The 15,449-nt window shown below is 73.3% G+C and carries 15 protein-coding genes; 3 read left to right on the top strand and 12 right to left on the bottom strand.

Annotation, left to right across the window (positions count from 1 at the left end; genetic code table 11):
* Nucleotides 1-48 precede the first annotated feature (48 nt).
* Both ACFRQN_RS05925 and ACFRQN_RS05920 read right to left on the bottom strand, forming a co-directional pair.
* Nucleotides 49-375 carry a hypothetical protein gene (locus ACFRQN_RS05925; RefSeq protein ID WP_049657428.1) on the bottom strand — a complete coding sequence of 109 codons (327 nt, stop codon included), beginning with the start codon at nucleotides 373-375 and terminating at the stop codon, nucleotides 49-51.
* Nucleotides 372-740, bottom strand: a complete 369-nt coding sequence (locus tag ACFRQN_RS05920) for an SAV_915 family protein (RefSeq protein ID WP_117492267.1) — start codon at nucleotides 738-740, stop codon at nucleotides 372-374. The genes ACFRQN_RS05925 and ACFRQN_RS05920 overlap by 4 nt, the downstream gene beginning before the upstream one ends.
* Nucleotides 741-1,130: 390 nt before the next feature.
* On the opposite strand from ACFRQN_RS05920, the gene ACFRQN_RS05915 reads away from it, so the two are divergent.
* Entirely contained in the window at nucleotides 1,131-3,353 is a 2,223-nt protein-coding gene (locus ACFRQN_RS05915; RefSeq protein ID WP_049657424.1) for an NADP-dependent isocitrate dehydrogenase, read from the top strand.
* Nucleotides 3,354-3,424: 71 nt separating this feature from the next.
* Here the strand turns inward: ACFRQN_RS05915 and ACFRQN_RS05910 are convergent, their stop codons facing one another.
* The 3 genes from ACFRQN_RS05910 to ACFRQN_RS05900 all read right to left on the bottom strand — a co-directional run bounded on the left by ACFRQN_RS05910 (nucleotide 3,425) and on the right by ACFRQN_RS05900 (nucleotide 6,009).
* On the bottom strand, nucleotides 3,425-4,096 hold the full coding sequence (locus tag ACFRQN_RS05910) for a hypothetical protein (protein ID WP_380738549.1): 672 nt from the start codon (nucleotides 4,094-4,096) through the stop codon (nucleotides 3,425-3,427).
* 132 nt (nucleotides 4,097-4,228) lie between these two features.
* Nucleotides 4,229-4,876: a YdcF family protein gene (locus ACFRQN_RS05905; protein WP_380738547.1), complete on the bottom strand. Its 648-nt coding sequence runs from the start codon at nucleotides 4,874-4,876 to the stop codon at nucleotides 4,229-4,231.
* 125 nt (nucleotides 4,877-5,001) lie between these two features.
* Complete coding sequence (locus tag ACFRQN_RS05900) at nucleotides 5,002-6,009, bottom strand: cytochrome c oxidase assembly protein (RefSeq protein ID WP_380738559.1); 1,008 nt, start codon at nucleotides 6,007-6,009, stop codon at nucleotides 5,002-5,004.
* Between the two features lie 246 nt (nucleotides 6,010-6,255).
* Between ACFRQN_RS05900 and ACFRQN_RS05895 the strand changes: the two genes are divergently transcribed.
* Nucleotides 6,256-7,215, top strand: a complete 960-nt coding sequence (locus tag ACFRQN_RS05895; RefSeq protein WP_380738545.1) for an NAD-dependent epimerase/dehydratase family protein — start codon at nucleotides 6,256-6,258, stop codon at nucleotides 7,213-7,215.
* Between the two features lie 49 nt (nucleotides 7,216-7,264).
* Here ACFRQN_RS05895 and ACFRQN_RS05890 read toward each other — a convergent pair whose 3' ends face one another.
* Nucleotides 7,265-8,098 (bottom strand): SDR family NAD(P)-dependent oxidoreductase, encoded by an 834-nt coding sequence (locus ACFRQN_RS05890; protein ID WP_380738543.1) that lies wholly within the window; start codon nucleotides 8,096-8,098, stop codon nucleotides 7,265-7,267.
* A 207-nt stretch (nucleotides 8,099-8,305) separates the two neighbouring features.
* On the opposite strand from ACFRQN_RS05890, the gene ACFRQN_RS05885 reads away from it, so the two are divergent.
* On the top strand, nucleotides 8,306-8,932 hold the full coding sequence (locus ACFRQN_RS05885) for a TetR family transcriptional regulator (RefSeq protein WP_380738541.1): 627 nt from the start codon (nucleotides 8,306-8,308) through the stop codon (nucleotides 8,930-8,932).
* Between the two features lie 60 nt (nucleotides 8,933-8,992).
* On the opposite strand, the gene ACFRQN_RS05880 is transcribed toward ACFRQN_RS05885, so the two are convergent.
* From ACFRQN_RS05880 to ACFRQN_RS05855, 6 genes are all read right to left on the bottom strand, one after another.
* Nucleotides 8,993-10,045 carry a CU044_5270 family protein gene (locus ACFRQN_RS05880; RefSeq protein ID WP_380738539.1) on the bottom strand — a complete coding sequence of 351 codons (1,053 nt, stop codon included), beginning with the start codon at nucleotides 10,043-10,045 and terminating at the stop codon, nucleotides 8,993-8,995.
* Nucleotides 10,042-10,677, bottom strand: a complete 636-nt coding sequence (locus ACFRQN_RS05875; protein ID WP_074004544.1) for an RNA polymerase sigma factor — start codon at nucleotides 10,675-10,677, stop codon at nucleotides 10,042-10,044. The genes ACFRQN_RS05880 and ACFRQN_RS05875 overlap by 4 nt, the downstream gene beginning before the upstream one ends.
* Nucleotides 10,678-10,736: 59 nt before the next feature.
* Nucleotides 10,737-11,732 carry a 2-hydroxyacid dehydrogenase gene (locus ACFRQN_RS05870; protein ID WP_049656211.1) on the bottom strand — a complete coding sequence of 332 codons (996 nt, stop codon included), beginning with the start codon at nucleotides 11,730-11,732 and terminating at the stop codon, nucleotides 10,737-10,739.
* A 140-nt stretch (nucleotides 11,733-11,872) separates the two neighbouring features.
* Nucleotides 11,873-12,898, bottom strand: a complete 1,026-nt coding sequence (locus tag ACFRQN_RS05865) for a 6-phosphofructokinase (RefSeq protein WP_074004545.1) — start codon at nucleotides 12,896-12,898, stop codon at nucleotides 11,873-11,875.
* Nucleotides 12,899-13,249: 351 nt separating this feature from the next.
* Nucleotides 13,250-13,978: a type 1 glutamine amidotransferase gene (locus tag ACFRQN_RS05860; RefSeq protein WP_074004546.1), complete on the bottom strand. Its 729-nt coding sequence runs from the start codon at nucleotides 13,976-13,978 to the stop codon at nucleotides 13,250-13,252.
* Between the two features lie 46 nt (nucleotides 13,979-14,024).
* Nucleotides 14,025-15,287, bottom strand: a complete 1,263-nt coding sequence (locus ACFRQN_RS05855; protein WP_049656207.1) for a MurT ligase domain-containing protein — start codon at nucleotides 15,285-15,287, stop codon at nucleotides 14,025-14,027.
* Nucleotides 15,288-15,449: the final 162 nt, after the last annotated feature.

Below are 15,449 nucleotides of genomic sequence, written 5' to 3'. Positions count from 1 at the left end.
CCCCGCTCCCGGGCAGGGGAGCGCGGCGCGAAGCCCGTACGGGGTCGGTCAGGGCACCGGGCGCAGGGTGACCGGGGCCGGGGTGAGGGCGCGCAGGACGAGGTCGACGCGCACCTTGGCGGCGCCCGCGCGGTACAGCGCGGTGGAGATCGTCCGTAACTCCTCGGGGCCGGTGCAGGCGAGGCGCAGTTCGAGGTCGGCCTCACCGGCCAGGGCCAGGCCGCTCTGGACGGCGGGGAACTCCGCCGCGAGGCGGTCGAAGTCGAGCGGGACGGGGCCGTGGCTGATCCGGGCGATCGCGTGCAGCGCCCGGGCCGGGCGGGCCCGCCCCGCCGGGTCCGGCTCGTCCGGGACGAGCCGGAGCGGGGCGGTCACCGGTGCTGGAACTGGACGGTCGGGGCCGGGGCGGAGGGCGCCGCGACGGGGGCGCGGCCGGGCGGGGCGGTCCTGGACGGGGCCGTGGCGGAGGGAGTGGCGGCGGAGGGGGCCGCGACCGAGGGGGCGACCAGCCGCGGGTCCAGTACCAGGGTGTCGATCCCGAGCGGGGCGGTGAGGTCGCGGAGGGCGGGCTCGCCGAGCTCGGTGCGGGCCTGGTCGGGCCCGAGGAGGGCGGCGAGGGCCTCGGGGCTGGAGAATCCGACCGCACAGCGGCGGCCGTCGCGCAGGCGGAACAGGCGGAGTGCGGTGGTGCTTCCGGTGCCGGAGACGGTGACCGGAACGTGCCAGACGGCGCGGGCCATGCGAATGCTCCCGAGTGGGGTGGTGGTGCCTGCCGGAACTACTGCCTCGACGCTAGGTCGACCCGGCCCGGGAGGCTCCGGTCCTGACGCGCCGTTGACCGAATGCGGTCGTGCGTTGACGCACTCCTGACGTTCGGCTCACCCGAGTGGACCAAACCACTGGTCGGGCGCTCCGCTTGCCGAGCGCCCCGACCCGGACGACCGTGGAACCCGTCCCCCGTCACGACCTCCGTTCCGTCCTCCACGCCGCCCGTCGGAACGCCCCTCCGGGAGGGCCGGGGCGCCCGCCGGCCGGGCCGGTGCGCGCCCGGAAACGGGGGGAGGTGGAGTCGGAGGCCCGTGACGAGATATCTTGACGTCAAGACGTTGGAGACGTGAAGCGGAGTACCGATGACTGACTCGACCATCATCTATACGCACACCGACGAGGCTCCGGCCCTGGCGACCTACTCGTTCCTGCCCGTGGTGCAGGCGTACGCCTCGACCGCGGGTGTGCGCGTGGAGACCCGCGACATCTCCCTGGCCGGGCGGATCATCGCGAGCTTCCCGGAGCGTCTGACCGAGGCGCAGCGGATCGGCGACGCGCTGGCCGAGCTGGGTGAGCTGGCCAAGACCCCGGATGCCAACATCATCAAGCTGCCGAACATCTCGGCCTCGGTGCCGCAGCTCAAGGCCGCCGTCGCCGAGCTCCAGGCCCAGGGCTACGCCCTGCCGGACTACCCGGACGACCCGCAGACCGACGAGGACAAGGACGTCCGCGCCCGGTACGACAAGGTCAAGGGCAGCGCCGTCAACCCGGTCCTGCGCGAGGGCAACTCGGACCGCCGCGCCCCGCAGTCGGTCAAGAACTACGCCAAGACCCACCCGCACCGCATGGGTGCCTGGACGGCCGACTCCAAGACCAACGTCGCCACCATGGGTGAGAACGACTTCCGGTCGACCGAGAAGTCCGCCGTGATCGCCGGTGACGGTGCGCTGCGCATCGAGCTGCTCGGCGAGGACGGCACCACCACCGTGCTGCGCGAGAAGGTGCCGGTGCTGGCGGGCGAGGTCGTCGACGCCTCGGTGCTGCACGTCGCCGCCCTGAACGAGTTCCTGGCCGCGCAGATCGCCCGGGCCAAGGCCGAGGGCGTGCTGTTCTCGGTGCACCTCAAGGCCACCATGATGAAGGTCTCCGACCCGATCATCTTCGGCCACGTGGTCCGCGCCTTCTTCCCGAAGACCTTCGCCAAGTACGGCGAGGTGCTCGTCGCCGCCGGCCTGAACCCGAACAACGGCCTCGGCGGCATCCTGGCCGGCCTCGACAACGTGCCGCACCTGGGCGCCGAGATCAAGGCCTCCTTCGAGGCCGAGCTGGCCGAGGGCCCGGCCCTGGCCATGGTCGACTCCGACAAGGGCATCACCAACCTGCACGTGCCGAGCGACGTCATCGTCGACGCCTCGATGCCGGCCATGATCCGCACCTCCGGCCACATGTGGGGCCCGGACGGCAAGGAGGCCGACACCCTCGCCGTGCTGCCGGACAGCAGCTACTCCGGCGTGTACCAGGCCGTCATCGACGACTGCCGCGCCCACGGCGCCCTGGACCCGGCGACCATCGGCTCGGTGCCGAACGTCGGCCTGATGGCCCAGAAGGCCGAGGAGTACGGCTCGCACGACAAGACCTTCGAGATCGCCGCCGCGGGCACCGTCCGCCTGGTCGACGCCGAGGGCAACGTGGTGCTGGAGCAGGCCGTCCAGCCGGGCGACATCTTCCGCGCCTGCCAGACCAAGGACCTGCCGATCCAGGACTGGGTCAAGCTGGCCGTCACCCGCGCCCGCGCCACCGGCGTCCCGGCGGTGTTCTGGCTGGACGAGAACCGCGCCCACGACGCGGTGCTGATCGAGAAGGTCAAGAAGTACCTGCCGGAGCACGACACCACCGGCCTGCAGATCGAGATCAAGTCCCCGGTCGACGCCACCACGTTCTCGCTGGAGCGCATCCGCCGCGGCGAGGACACCATCTCGGTGACCGGCAACGTGCTGCGTGACTACCTGACCGACCTGTTCCCGATCCTGGAGCTGGGCACCAGCGCCAAGATGCTGTCGGTCGTCCCGCTGATGGCGGGCGGCGGCCTGTTCGAGACCGGCGCCGGCGGCTCCGCCCCGAAGCACGTCCAGCAGCTGGTCAAGGAGAACTACCTGCGCTGGGACAGCCTGGGCGAGTTCTTCGCGCTGGCCGCCAGCTTCGAGCACCTGGCCACCACCACGGACAACGCCCGCGCCCAGGTGCTGGCCGACACCCTGGACCGCGCCACCGGCACCTTCCTCAACGAGGACAAGTCGCCGAGCCGCCGCCTCGGTGGCATCGACAACCGCGGCAGCCACTTCTACCTGGCCACCTACTGGGCCCAGGAGCTGGCCAAGCAGACCGACGACGCCGAGCTGGCCCAGGCCTTCGCCGGCCTGGCCGCGACGCTGACCGAGCAGGAGTCGGCCATCGTGGACGAGCTGATCGCCGTCCAGGGCTCGCCGGTCGACCTCGGCGGCTACTACCAGCCGGACCCGGCCAAGGCCGCCGCCGTGATGCGCCCGTCGAAGACCTTCAACGAGGCGCTCGCCAACCTCGGCTGAATCCAGGCGAGTTGAGGCACCGGAGGCCCCCGGTCGGTCCGTACGGACCAGCCCGGGGGCCTCCTCCGTGCTCAGGCGCCGGCCGGCCGCCGGCGGCCGAGCAGGCCGGTCTCGTGCAGCAGGAGCGCCTGGCCGCCCCACACCAGCACGGTGCCGACCAGACAGGCGAGCGCGACCAGGATGCCCATGCCGATCCTGACCGGCCGGTGCTCGGCCACCTCGCCGGTCGAACCGTCCGCCCACACCTGCTCCCGATGGCCGTCCGGGTGGTCGCCGTCGCGGGAGCGGCGGACCTGCTCCCAGTCCTGCCCGGCCGCCGTCCAGCGGTAGGTGCAGCTGTAGACGTCGATCGAGCCGATCGGGCCGCGGTCGCTCTCCAGGGTCTCCGAACCGGAGACGTGGCAGCCGCTCAGGGTGGCCGTCACCGCCTTGTCGGTGCGCATCCAGCTCCGGATGTCGTCCGTGGCGGACGCCGCCATCAGGACGCCGACCAGCGGCGGCACGAGCAGGAACAGGCCGATGCCCACGACCGCGCCGGGGGAGACCTCGTACCGCAGGAACGGTCCAGAGGCCGCCGCGCCCGCCAGCAGGGCGGCCCCGAACACCCACCCGTGCCAGGACAGCCACCCCGGGTCGTCGAACACCCACTGCCAGGCGGCCAGCCCGCCCACCACCGCCGCGACCAGGGCGGCCGCCAGGGCCACCAGGACGCAGGCCCGCTGCAACGCGCTCCACTTGGACACGCTCGTGCCCCCTCCGCACTCGGCTCCGCCTCCATCCTGGCGGAGGGGTACGACACGATCCAGAGCCCGGCATCGGGACCGCTGTGCCCCGGGACCGCTCTGCCCCGGGACCGCGCTGCCCCGGGACCGTCCTCAGGACAGTCCGAGCAGCGCCCCGGCCCCGGCCGCCGCCACCACCAGGAGCAGGGCGGCCCCGTGCGGGCGCCACAGGGCGAGGGCGGTGCCGACGGCCTCGCGCAGCAGGAGGTACGGGCCGTGCGCCAGCGGGCCGTCCGCGCCGAGCACGGCGGCGGGGGCGCCGGCCCGGCGGGCGGCGAGGGCGGAGCGGACGGTGTGGAAGCCGTTGGTGACCACCGTGCAGCGGTAGCCGGGGCGCTCGGCGGCCATCAGGGCGGCGCTGAAACGCAGGTTCTCGGCGGTGTTCACGGCCCGCTCCTCGCGCCGGATCCGCTCGGCCGGGACGCCCCGGGCGACCAGGTAGCGGGCCATCGCGGCGGCCTCGGTGCAGTCCTCGTGCGGGCCCTTCCCGCCGGTCACCACGACCAGCGGGGCGTACCCGGCGGCCTCCTCGGCGGCGAAACGTGCCAGCGCGGCGTCCAGCCGGGCCGCCAGCGGGGGCCCGGGCTCGCAGCCCTCCAGCGCGGCGCCCAGGACCACCAGGTAGTCGGAGCCGGCCGGCACGGGCCGGCGGCGGTGGTACAGCGCCAGGCCGAGGAAGCCGAGCAGCCAGAGCGGGACGGACCCGCAGAGCAGGACGGCGACGAACAGCAGGACGTGCATATACGTTCGAACGCCTGCGGCGGAACGACCGTTCCGGGGCGGTCCCGGAACGGCGGAACCCCCGTTCCGGAGGCGGAACGGGGGTTCCCGGGAACGGTCGTTCCGCGGTGAGTGGTGGGGTGGCCTCAGCCGGCCTCGGCCGCCGGGGTGGCGCCCGCCACCGGGGCGGCTGGAGCCGAGCCGGGGCGCCGGTCGCGCTTGTGCAGCGAGGCCAGGTAGGCGTTGTACGCCTCCAGCTCGGCGTCGCCGGTGCGCTCCTCGGAGCGGTCGCGGCGGCGGGCCTGCCGCTGTTCGGAGCCCATCCACTGGTAGACCAGCGCGATCAGCACGATCGCGGTCGGGATCTCGCCGAACGCCCAGGTGATGCCGCCGGCCAGCTTCTGGTCCTCCAGCAGGTTGGTCCCCGGTGGTGCGCCCTCCACGGTGAAGGTGGTGACCAGCGGGTGGCCCGCCATCATCACCGCCACGCCGAAGAAGGCGTGGAACGGCATCCCCATGAACAGCTCGATGATCCGCATCACGTGGCCCGGGCGGTGCGGGCCCGGGTCCACGCCCATGATCGGCCAGAAGAAGGCCAGACCGGTGAGCAGGAAGTGCACCATCATGAAGATGTGCCCGAGGCGGTACTGCATCAGGAAGTCGAACAGCGGGGTGAAGTAGACCCCGTACAGGCTCGCGATGAACATCGGGATGGTGAACGCCGCGTGCGAGACGATCCGCATGTACCGGCTGTGCAGCAGCGCCACCAGCAGCTCGCGCGGCCCGCGCGGACGGCCCTTGCCGGCCGGGCGCAGGGCGCGCAGCGCCAGCGTGATCGGGGCGCCCAGCAGCAGCAGGATCGGCGTCAGCATGGAGAGCACCATGTGCTGGATCATGTGCGCGCTGAACAGCACCATGCCGTAGTCGTTCAGCCCGGTGCAGGTGACCAGCAGCATGGTGGCGACACCCGCCGCCCAGCCGACCGCCCGGCCGATCGGCCAGCGGTCGCCGCGCCGGTACAGCCGCACCACGCCCGCCGCGTACAGCCCCAGGAGGACCAGTCCGCCGAGCAGGAACACCCAGTCGGGGGACCAGGTCCAGACGTTGGACAAGCTGAACGGGCCTAGTTGGGTCATCCCGCCGTGGTGGTGCATTCCTGACATTCCGTCGCCCATCGGCGGGTCCTGCTTTCCGTCCTCGTGGTCCAAAACGCGGGTCCGGTTCGCCCGTTTTGCTTGACATACAGCCTAGGTGGGCCTTACCCCGGGCCATCCCCCCACCCCCTCCGTACGGGTGTCTCCCCACCGGAGCGCCTCCTGGCTAGACTGACCGGCCGGTCGGCGGGGAGGCTCGGGGGCTCGGAGTCCGAGGGCTCGGGGATTCGGCAGGGAGGCTCGGAGATGGCGACGGAACACGGTCCCGCGGCGCCCACCACGGTCGCGCTGACCGGGGCGACCGGCTTCATCGGCTCCGGCGTGCTCGCGGCCCTCGCCGCGCGCGGCGTCCGGGTACGCGCCCTGGCCCGCACACGGCCCCAGGAGGCCGTACCGGGCCCCGTCTGGGTCCCGGGCGACCTGGCCGACCCGGCGGCGCTCACGGAGCTCTGTACGGGCGCCGGGGCACTGGTGCACCTCGCCTCCCGGGTCGACGGCGGAGCCGAGGAGTGCGAGGCGGTCAACGACCGGGGCACCGCCGCCCTGATGGCGGCCGCCACCCGCGCCGGGGTGCGGCGGATCGTCCACCTCTCCACGGCCGCGGTCTACGGCGAGGGCCCGCACCAGGGCATCGAGGTGGACGAGGTGCCGCCCGCCCCGGTGTCCGAGGCCAGCCGCACCCGGCTGCTCGGCGAGCGCCACGCGCTGGCGGCCGGCGGGTGCGTGCTGCGCCCCGGACTGGTGACCGGCACCGGGGACCGCTGGGTGGTGCCCGCGCTGGCGGAGCTGGTCCGCCGGGTGCCGGTCCGCTGGGAGGGCGGCCGCACCCGGCTCTCGATGGTCGACCGCGCCGACCTGGCCCGGCTGATCACCGCGCTCGCCCTGGACGGGCAGGCCGCCCCGACGGGCGTCCACCACGCCTCGCACCCCGCCCCGGTCCGCGGCGGCGACCTGCTCACGGCCCTGGCCGCCCTCGGCCTGCTGCCCGCCCCGGACGGCCCGGACACCCCCTGGGAGGAGTGCCGCCGACTGCTGGCCGCCGCGCCCGGCCGGGTCTCCGAGCGGCAGTTCGGCCTGATCGCCCGCGACCACTGGTACCGCAGCGACCGGATCTGGCACCTCGCCGCCTGCCCGCCCGGCCCCGGCCCCCTGGCCCGCCTCCCCGAGGCCGCCCCCTGGTACCGCCAGGCGCTCGGCCGGCCCTGAGGGGCCGCCGGGAGGCGGGCGTCGCGGCCGGGGTCCTCCCGGTCCCGGTTCAGGAGGCCGCGTCGGCGAGCAGCGCGGTGGTCAGCTCGTGGAGGCGCCGCGCCGCCTCGGGGTCGAAGGCGGGGCCGGTGAGCTCCAGCGGCGCGCCCGTCATGGAGGCGGAGAGGGTCTCGGCGGGCGGCGCGTCGAGCGCCGCCAGGACCGGCACGATCCCCTCCTCCACCGGCCTGGCGTTCCGCCGCGCGGCCTCTATCTGCTCGGCCATGACCGGGTCGTACTCGCCCGAGAAGCCGGTGCGGACGCTGCCCGGGTTCAGCAGCACGTACCGCACCGGACCGGCCGGCCGCCGCTGGGCGAACCCGACGCCGAGCAGGTCGTTGAGGCGGCTGCCCTGCATCAGGGCGTCGATGCCGCTGTAGTCGCGCTCACGGCCCAGGTCGTCCCAGCGGATCTCGCCGAAGTCGACGCCCGGGCCGCAGACGTTGACCACGACGGGTGACGGTGCGGCGGCCAGCAGGTCGGCCAGTTCGTGGCTGAGGACGAAGCGGCTGAGGTAGTACAGCGCGAAGGTGTGCTCGAAGCCCTCGGTCGTGACCAGGCGCGTGGATCGGAAGTGCTGGGCGCACAGGACCAGTCCGTCGATCCCGGCGAACCGGTCCCGGATCTCACCGACGGCCCTGCGGGTCTCGCTGACCAGGCTGAGGTCGGCGGCGATGAAGTGTGCGCGGCCCCTGGCGCCGATGCGCTCGGCCTCCGCGAGAACCTCGGCGCCCTTCTCGGCGTTGCGGCCGAGGACGACGACCTCGTCGCCGCGCCCCAGGTGCGTCAGGGCAACGGCCTTGCCGATGCCGTCCGTACCACCCGAGACAACAATCGTTTTCACGCTGGGACCTCCACGGAACGGTGAACACGGGAGAACTCGCGGCGGGGAACGCCGGTGCGGCGGGAACCGACCTGTGGGAAGGCGTGCGCATACGCGTGCCGCCAAGTCATCGATTGATGACTCGGTCGAAGCTAATCGCGCCGGGATACCATGTCAACAGCTGATGACTTGATGCCGCAGCGCCTGTCGATCCACCGGGAGAATGCCGTGACCGCACCGTCGAGCGGCCGGCCGCCGCGCCACAAGCGCGACCGGGAGGCCACCCGAGCCGCCCTGCTGGCGGCCGCCCGGGTCCACTTCGGCCGCGAGGGCTACGCCGGGGCGAACGTCCGCGGCATCGCCCAGGACGTGGGCGTGGACGCCTCGTTGGTGTTCCGGTACTTCGGTTCGAAGCGGAAGCTGTTCGAGGAGGCGTCGGCCGAGGACGCGCAGGAGGCCGGGGCCGTGCTGGCCGGCCCGCCCGGCCAACTCCCTTACAGGCTGCTGGAGATGATCCTCCGCGAGGAACGGCCGGAGTCGGTGGGCGACCACCCGTTCATCGCCATGCTGCGGTCGGCCGGCGACGAGACGATCCGCGGTCAGCTGCACGACCAGGTGTGCGACACCTACATCGCGGGCCTGCGCGCCCTGGTCGACGGGCCGGACGCGGATCTGCGGGCGGAGCTGTTCAGCGCGTGGCTGCTGGGCATCAGCGTGGTGCGGACCGTGGTGCGCAGCGAGGTGCTCGCCGCCGCGACCCTGCCCGAGGTGACACCGTACTTCGACCAGGTGGCCGCCGCCCTGCTGGGCGGGGGCGGCTCCGCCGATGACCGACGAGGTGGGCCCGATCGTTGAGGGGCCGCCGGTGCCGGGGTGTTCCCGTTGCGGCGGCGGCCCCCATCGGGCGTGGGACCGTCAGGCCGTGGCCTGCCCGGCGCCGGGGCGCTGGTTCTTCGCGTCGACGACGGCCCGGGTGACGATGGTCGTGCGCTCCACGACGGTGCCGGGCTTGATGCCGTACTCCTCCCGGACCTGCACGCCACGGCTGCCGAGGTACTGGTGGCTCTCCCGATCGAAGATCCACTCCGATCGCTCGCCGGTCTGGGGGTCGAGCCGCGCCAACGCGATCCCGTCGCGGCCGGAGACGTCCTGCGCGTGCTCGACCACCACCACGCCCGGGATCTTGCCGGCGGCCTCGTAGAGCGCGGCGGCGAGGGCGGAGGGGACGAGCTGCTCGCGGATGATGGAGCCGATCTCGTTGAACGCCTGCTGGTCGTGGTCCCGGTCGCCGCTCACCGTCGAGTAGACGGACTTCAGCAGCGCGTCGGGGTCGGCGGGCTGGGCCGCGAGCCACTGGTAGGTCAGCTGCTCGCGGGGCTCCTTGGTGTCCAGCGTGATGCCGCCCTTCGACTGGTAGCCCGGCTCGACCAGCCAGCCCTTGGTGCCGTCGGGGGACTTCCACACCTCGCGGTCGTGCAGCGGCTGGACCCAGGTGGCGGACTCCCCGGTGTCCGCGTTGTGACGGGTGGCCATGAAGGAGACCTGGCTCTTGACGTAGACGAACTGGCCCGGTCCGGGCTGGGGCGTGGTGCGCGCCGTCGCGGCGGCGGCGATCGCGTGGACCGTCGAGGCGAGCTGGACGGTGCTCCCCTCCTCGATCCGCACGACGGGTGCCCTGACCAGCCGTGGGGAGCCGACGGTGTCGGCCGGGGTGTTCAGGGAGACGACCACGGCGAGGGCCGCGGCCGCGGCGACCGGCGCCGCGAAGAGGACGGTGCGGCGCAGCGGGCGCCGTACCGGGGCGGCCGCGGGGGCGGCCTGGTCGGGCCGGTGGATCTCGCTCATCAGGTGCTCCTCGAGCAGGTCCTGGCGGTCGGCCGCCAGGCGGGGATCGGCCGGCGCCGGCAGTAGACGGGCCAGTTCCGCGTGGTCGAGCGGTTCGGTGTGCCGCCGCGAGTTGCGGATCATCGGTGCGTCTCCTTGTGCGGCCGGGCCGCGGTGCTGCGGCTGCCCTGTACTTGTCCGGGGATCGGGAGCGGTTCCGTGTTCTGCTGCGCGGCGCGCAGTTCCTCGGCCGCGAGTCTGCGCAGTCGGGTGCGGGCGCGGGAGAGGCGCGAGCGTACGGTGCCGACGGGTATGCCGAGGGTGGCCGCCGCTTCCGCGTAGCCGAGCCCGGACCAGACGCAGAGCGCGAAGACCTCGCGTTCCGAGCGCCGCAGGCGCCCCAAGGCCTTGTGGGCGGCGGCGAGTTGCTCGGAGTCGGCGATGCGGCCGACGAGTTCGTCGGCGAAGTCGGGGACCGGGTCGGTCGCGGGCATGCGGGCCAGGGCCGCGCTGTGGCGGCGGGCGGCGCGCGTCGTGTTGCGCAGCACGTTGACGGCGATGCCCATGAGCCAGGGGCGTGGACTGTCGCCCTCGTCGCGGAGTTTCCCGCGCAGGCGCCAGGCCTCGAGGAAGGTCAGCGAGACCACGTCCTCGGCGAGTGCCCAGTTCCCGGTCACGCGCACGGCGTGGCGGTACACCAGGGAGGCGTGGTCCCGGAAGAGGTCGCGGAACGCTTCGGGGTTCCCGGCCCGGAGCCGGGAGTGTGGATGGTTCACGTCATGCCTTGTCCGGGCGGGAGGGCCGGTTCCCGTGACCCGGGTCACCATCCGCGGTGTCAGTTCCTGGGGACCAGGGTGTTCTCGTTGCGGCGGCCGGCGGCGTGGTCGTCGATGTTGCGGGCGGTGGCGTCGATGATCTGGCCGACGGCGGTGCGGGTGAAGTAGGCCTGATGGCTGGTGACGAGGACCTGGGGGAAGGTGACGAGGCGGGCGAGGGTGTCGTCGGTGATGCCCTCGATGGAGCGGTCGGTGAAGAAGACGCCGGTCTCCTCCTCGTAGACGTCGAGGCCGACGCCGGAGAGGCGGCCGGCGCGCAGGGTCTCGACCAGGGCGGCGCTGTCGACGAGGCCGCCGCGGCTGGAGTTGATGAGGATGGCGTCGTCCTTCATGCGGGCGAGTGCGGCGCCGTCGATGAGGTGGTGGGTGGCCGGGAGGAGGGGGACGTGGAGGCTCACCAGGTCGGCGCGGGAGAGGAGTTCGGGCAGTTCGGTGTAGTGCATGCCGAGGTCGAGGCAGGCCGGGTTCCGCGCGATGTCCCAGCCGAGGAGTTCGGTGCCGAAGCCGGCGGCGATGCGGGCGAAGCACTCGCCGATCTTGCCGGTGCCGATGACGCCGACGGTCATGCCGTGGATGTCGCGGCCGAGGAGCCCGTCGAGGCGGAAGTCGAACTCGCGGGAGCGGCTCGCGGCGCGGGTGAGGCGGCGGTTGACGGCCAGCGCGAGGGTCCAGGCGTGTTCGGCCACGGAGTACGGGCTGTAGTGGGAGACCCGGGCGACGGTGAGGCCGAGTTCGGCGGCCGCGTCGAGGTCGATGTTGTTGAAGCCGGTGGAGCGCTGGGCGATCAGCTCGGTGCCGCCGGCGGCGAGGACGGCGAGGGTCTCGGCGTCCAGGACGGCGTTGACGCTGCTGCTGACGGCCGGGTAGCCGGCGGCCAGCGGGGCGGTGTCGCGGTTGAGGAACACGTCGAGGCAGCGCAGCCCGTGGCGGCCGGCGAAGGCCTGCTCCAGCAGTGGCCGCTCGTCGGCCTGCACTCCGTAGGCGAGGATCTCCATGCCGGACACGCTAGCGGCGGGGACCGCCGGACGCCCGCCGGGTGCGGCAAGCGCCCCTGGGACGTACGGAGGCCCGGGACGTACGGAGGCCCCCGGGCCGCGCGGGGCGGGCCGGGGGCCTCCGGGGAGGGCAGGGGCGGTCAGAGGACCGTCTCGGCCTCCAGGTAGCGGTCCTGCGGCACGGTCTTCAGCTCGGCGACCGCCTCGGCCAGCGGCACCAGGTTGATGTTGGTGCCCTGCAGCGCGGTGATGTGCCCGAAGGCGCCCTTGTGGACGGCCTCGACGGCGTGCCAGCCGAAGCGGGTGGCGAGCACCCGGTCGTAGGCGGTCGGGGTGCCGCCGCGCTGGGTGTGGCCGAGGATCACCGGGCGGGCCTCCTTGCCGAGGCGGTGCTCCAGCTCGCGGGAGAGCTGGGTGGCGATGCCGGTGAACCGCTCGTGGCCGTAGATGTCCTTGGTGCCCTCCTCCCAGTGCATGGTGCCGGGCTCGGGCTTGGCGCCCTCGGCGCAGACCACGATGGCGAACTTCTTCTGGCGGTCGAAGCGCTCGCGGACGACCTCGGTGAGCTTGTCGATGTGGAACGGGCGCTCCGGGACGACGATGGCGTGCGCGCCGGCGGCCATGCCCGCGTTCAGCGCGATCCAGCCGGTGTGCCGGCCCATGACCTCGACGACCATGACGCGCTGGTGGGACTCGGCGGTGGTCTTCAGCCGGTCCAGCGCCTCGGTGGCGACCGAGACGGCGGTGTCGAAGCCGAAGGTCACGTCGGTGGCGGCGATGTCGTTGTCGATGGTCTTGGGCACGCCGACGATCGGCAGGCCCGCGTCGCTCATCAGCTTGGCGGCCTTCAGGGTGCCCTCGCCGCCGATCGGGATGACCGCGTCCAGGCCGAGGTCGGCGCAGTACTTCTTGGCCCGTTCGACGCCGTCCCGCAGGTGGCTCGGCTGGACCCGGGAGGAACCGAGGATGGTGCCGCCCTGGGCCAGGATGCCGCTCACCGAGTCCAGGGTCAGGGGGCGGTGGTGGCCCTCAAGGAAACCGCGCCACCCGTCCTCGAACCCGATGATCTCGTCGCCGTGGTCGACCACCCCCCGGTGGACCACGGAGCGGATCACCGCGTTCAGGCCGGGGCAGTCACCGCCGCTGGTCAGCACTCCGATACGCATTAGCTTTGCAACTCCCGAGCAGAACCGAGGAACGGCCGGACTACAGGCTGGGACGACGAGCCGTCACCGTAACGGGGCGCTCCCTCGCCGTGGTGGCGGGGAGGTGGCCGCGGGGTGAAGGACCGGCCGATCCGGACAGAACGCCCGAAAACGGCCGCGAAGTCGAGCATACGGCCCCTGGTCCGGCCGGGCAGGAGCCGACGCGGGAGCGGCGCCGTCGGCGCCCCCGCGCGGAATTGCAGCCTGCTGCCGAGGAGGGTGTGCAGTAGGCAGCCCCATTGTGGTACGTCCGGGGCCGCCCGCGGACCGGGTGACCGCATGGCGGGCACCCGGCCGGGGCGTACGGATGTACTACTGGGGACGCGTCGCGGCCGCGATGCGCTCGGCGCGCAGCGCGTCGTACCAGGTGGTGTCGGCCGGCGGCAGCGCGGCGACGTCCAGCGCCAGCTTGAGCAGCATGTCGGCCACGGCGGGGTTGCGGGCCAGCACCGGGCCGTGCAGGTAGGTGCCGAACACGGTGTCCCGCCAGGCGCCCTCGGTGCCGTCACCGGTGCCGTTGCCCCGGCCGACGCTGACGGTGGCGAAGGGCTGCACGCCCTGGCCGAGATGGGTGACGCCCTGGTGGTTCTCGAAGCCGGTCAGCTGCGGCAGGCCGAGCCGGGGGTCGACGTCGGCGAGCACGTCGCCGACGCAGCGGGCGCCCTCGCCGCGGGTGGTCCAGACGTCGAGCAGGCCCAGGCCCGGCTCGCGCTCGCCGAGGTCGTTGATGAACTCGTGGCCCATGATCTGGAAACCGGCGCAGACACCGAAGATGATCGCGCCGTTCTCGGCGGCCCGCACCAGGCCGCTGTCGGCGCGCAGCCGCTCGGCGGCCAGGCGCTGCGGGCGGTCCTCGCCGCCGCCGATCAGGTAGATGTCGCCGCTGGTGGGGATCGCCTGGTCGGAGCGGACGTCGATCCGGGTCACGTTGAGGTGGCGCTGGCGGGCCCGGCGCTCCACGACCAGGGCGTTGCCCCGGTCGCCGTAGGTGCTGAGCAGGTCCGGGTAGACCCAGACCACGCGCAGGCTGCTCTCACTCATCCTCGAAGGCCTTCCGTCACGTAAAGACTGGTGTGCGGGCGCGGCATCAGCCGGCCACGACCTTCCGCAGCTGCTGGAAGGCGGTGTAGTTGGCGATGGCCTCGATCCGGCCGGGCGGGGCCATCCGGACGGCCTGCTCCAGCGTGTCGACCACGTGGAACTGGAGTCCGGCGACCTCCAGGCGGACGGCCAGGTCCAGCTTGCGCTGGCCCATCACGAAGACCGGGTGCCCGGCGAGGCGCTCGTAGTCGACGTCCCACAGCCAGGAGGTGTCGGTGCCGTCGGCGTCGAGGGCGTTGACGGAGAGGATCACCGGGGCGGGCGGGCCGTCGATCAGCGAGAAGGTCTCCAGCCAGCCGGCCGGGTTCTTGGCCAGCAGCAGGCGGATGTCCCGGCCCTGGTACTGGACCACGTCGTAGCGGCCGGCCACGGCGGCCACCGAGCGCATCCGCTCCAGGGCGACCTGCGGGGCGACGCCGAACACGGCGGCGACGGCGGCCGAGCTGGTGGCGTTGGCCAGGTTGGCCCGGCCCGGCAGCTGGAGCTGGATCGGCCAGGCGCCGCGCTGCGGGTCGATCACGTGGGTGCCCTGGAGCGCCCAGTGCGGGTTGGGCCGGCGGAAGCCGCAGTCCTGGCAGAACCAGTCGTCGCCGGGGCGCTGCATCACACCGCCGCAGGCGGGGCAGGACCAGGCGTCCTCCTTCCAGGCCTGTCCGGCGGCCACCCAGACCACCTTCTTGCAGGAGGAGGCGGCCCAGGTCACCAGCGGGTCGTCGGCGTTGGCGATGACCACGGCCTCGGTGTTCTGGAGGCCCTCGCGCCACTTCTCGGCCATCATCCGGGTCTCGGCGGCGCGGTCGAGCTGGTCGCGGGAGAGGTTGAGCAGGGCGATCGCCTTGGGGCGGGTGTCGCGGGCGACCATCGCCAGGTACTTCTCGTCGACCTCGATCACGCCGAAGCGGGCGTCGTTGCCGCCGGCCAGGGCGGAGGTGATGCCGGCGGGCATGTTGGCGCCCAGGGCGTTGGAGACCACCGGACCGGCGGCGCGCAGCGCCTCGGCGATCAGGCGGGTGGTGGTGGTCTTGCCGTTGGTCGCGCTGACCAGGACGACGTCGAGGTTCTCGGCGAGGGTGGCGAGCAGGTCGGGGTCGAGCTTGAGGGCGACCTTGCCGCCGATCACCGAGCCGCTCCCGCGCCCGGCCTTGCGCGACACGGCGGCGGCGACCCGGCCGGCGGTGACCGCGATCTTGGCGCGGGCCGGCAGCGAGGCGTCGCGTGCGCCTGTGGGCTCCGATTCGGTGCCTGCCATGCTCAGTGGTTCCTCCTTGCTGCGGCACCACCCGTGGCCGAATAACGGGCCGTCGGGCGGCGGGGACGGGGGTCAGCCTACCGACTCCGTCGCCCGACCGGACGATCCGGACCCCGTGCCGCCTGCTGCGACGCGCTCGCGGGTGCTGCTGACGGCCTGTCG

Source organism: Kitasatospora sp. NPDC056800 (assembly GCF_042789775.1).
Taxonomy (GTDB): domain Bacteria; phylum Actinomycetota; class Actinomycetes; order Streptomycetales; family Streptomycetaceae; genus Kitasatospora.
Note: the sequence above shows the minus strand (reverse complement) of the source record. Positions and strands in the feature narration are given on the sequence as shown.

Bases quoted from the DNA above. Each gene is read 5' to 3' on its own strand.
- ACFRQN_RS05920 (WP_117492267.1), bottom strand. From the start codon at position 740: ATGGCCCGCGCCGTCTGGCACGTTCCGGTCACCGTCTCCGGCACCGGA.
- ACFRQN_RS05915 (WP_049657424.1), top strand. From the start codon at position 1,131: ATGACTGACTCGACCATCATCTATACGCACACCGACGAGGCTCCGGCC.
- ACFRQN_RS05905 (WP_380738547.1), bottom strand. From the start codon at position 4,876: ATGCACGTCCTGCTGTTCGTCGCCGTCCTGCTCTGCGGGTCCGTCCCG.
- ACFRQN_RS05900 (WP_380738559.1), bottom strand. From the start codon at position 6,009: ATGCACCACCACGGCGGGATGACCCAACTAGGCCCGTTCAGCTTGTCC.
- ACFRQN_RS05895 (WP_380738545.1), top strand. From the start codon at position 6,256: ATGGCGACGGAACACGGTCCCGCGGCGCCCACCACGGTCGCGCTGACC.
- ACFRQN_RS05880 (WP_380738539.1), bottom strand. From the start codon at position 10,045: ATGATCCGCAACTCGCGGCGGCACACCGAACCGCTCGACCACGCGGAA.
- ACFRQN_RS05870 (WP_049656211.1), bottom strand. From the start codon at position 11,732: ATGGAGATCCTCGCCTACGGAGTGCAGGCCGACGAGCGGCCACTGCTG.
- ACFRQN_RS05865 (WP_074004545.1), bottom strand. From the start codon at position 12,898: ATGCGTATCGGAGTGCTGACCAGCGGCGGTGACTGCCCCGGCCTGAAC.
- ACFRQN_RS05860 (WP_074004546.1), bottom strand. From the start codon at position 13,978: ATGAGTGAGAGCAGCCTGCGCGTGGTCTGGGTCTACCCGGACCTGCTC.
- ACFRQN_RS05855 (WP_049656207.1), bottom strand. From the start codon at position 15,287: ATGGCAGGCACCGAATCGGAGCCCACAGGCGCACGCGACGCCTCGCTG.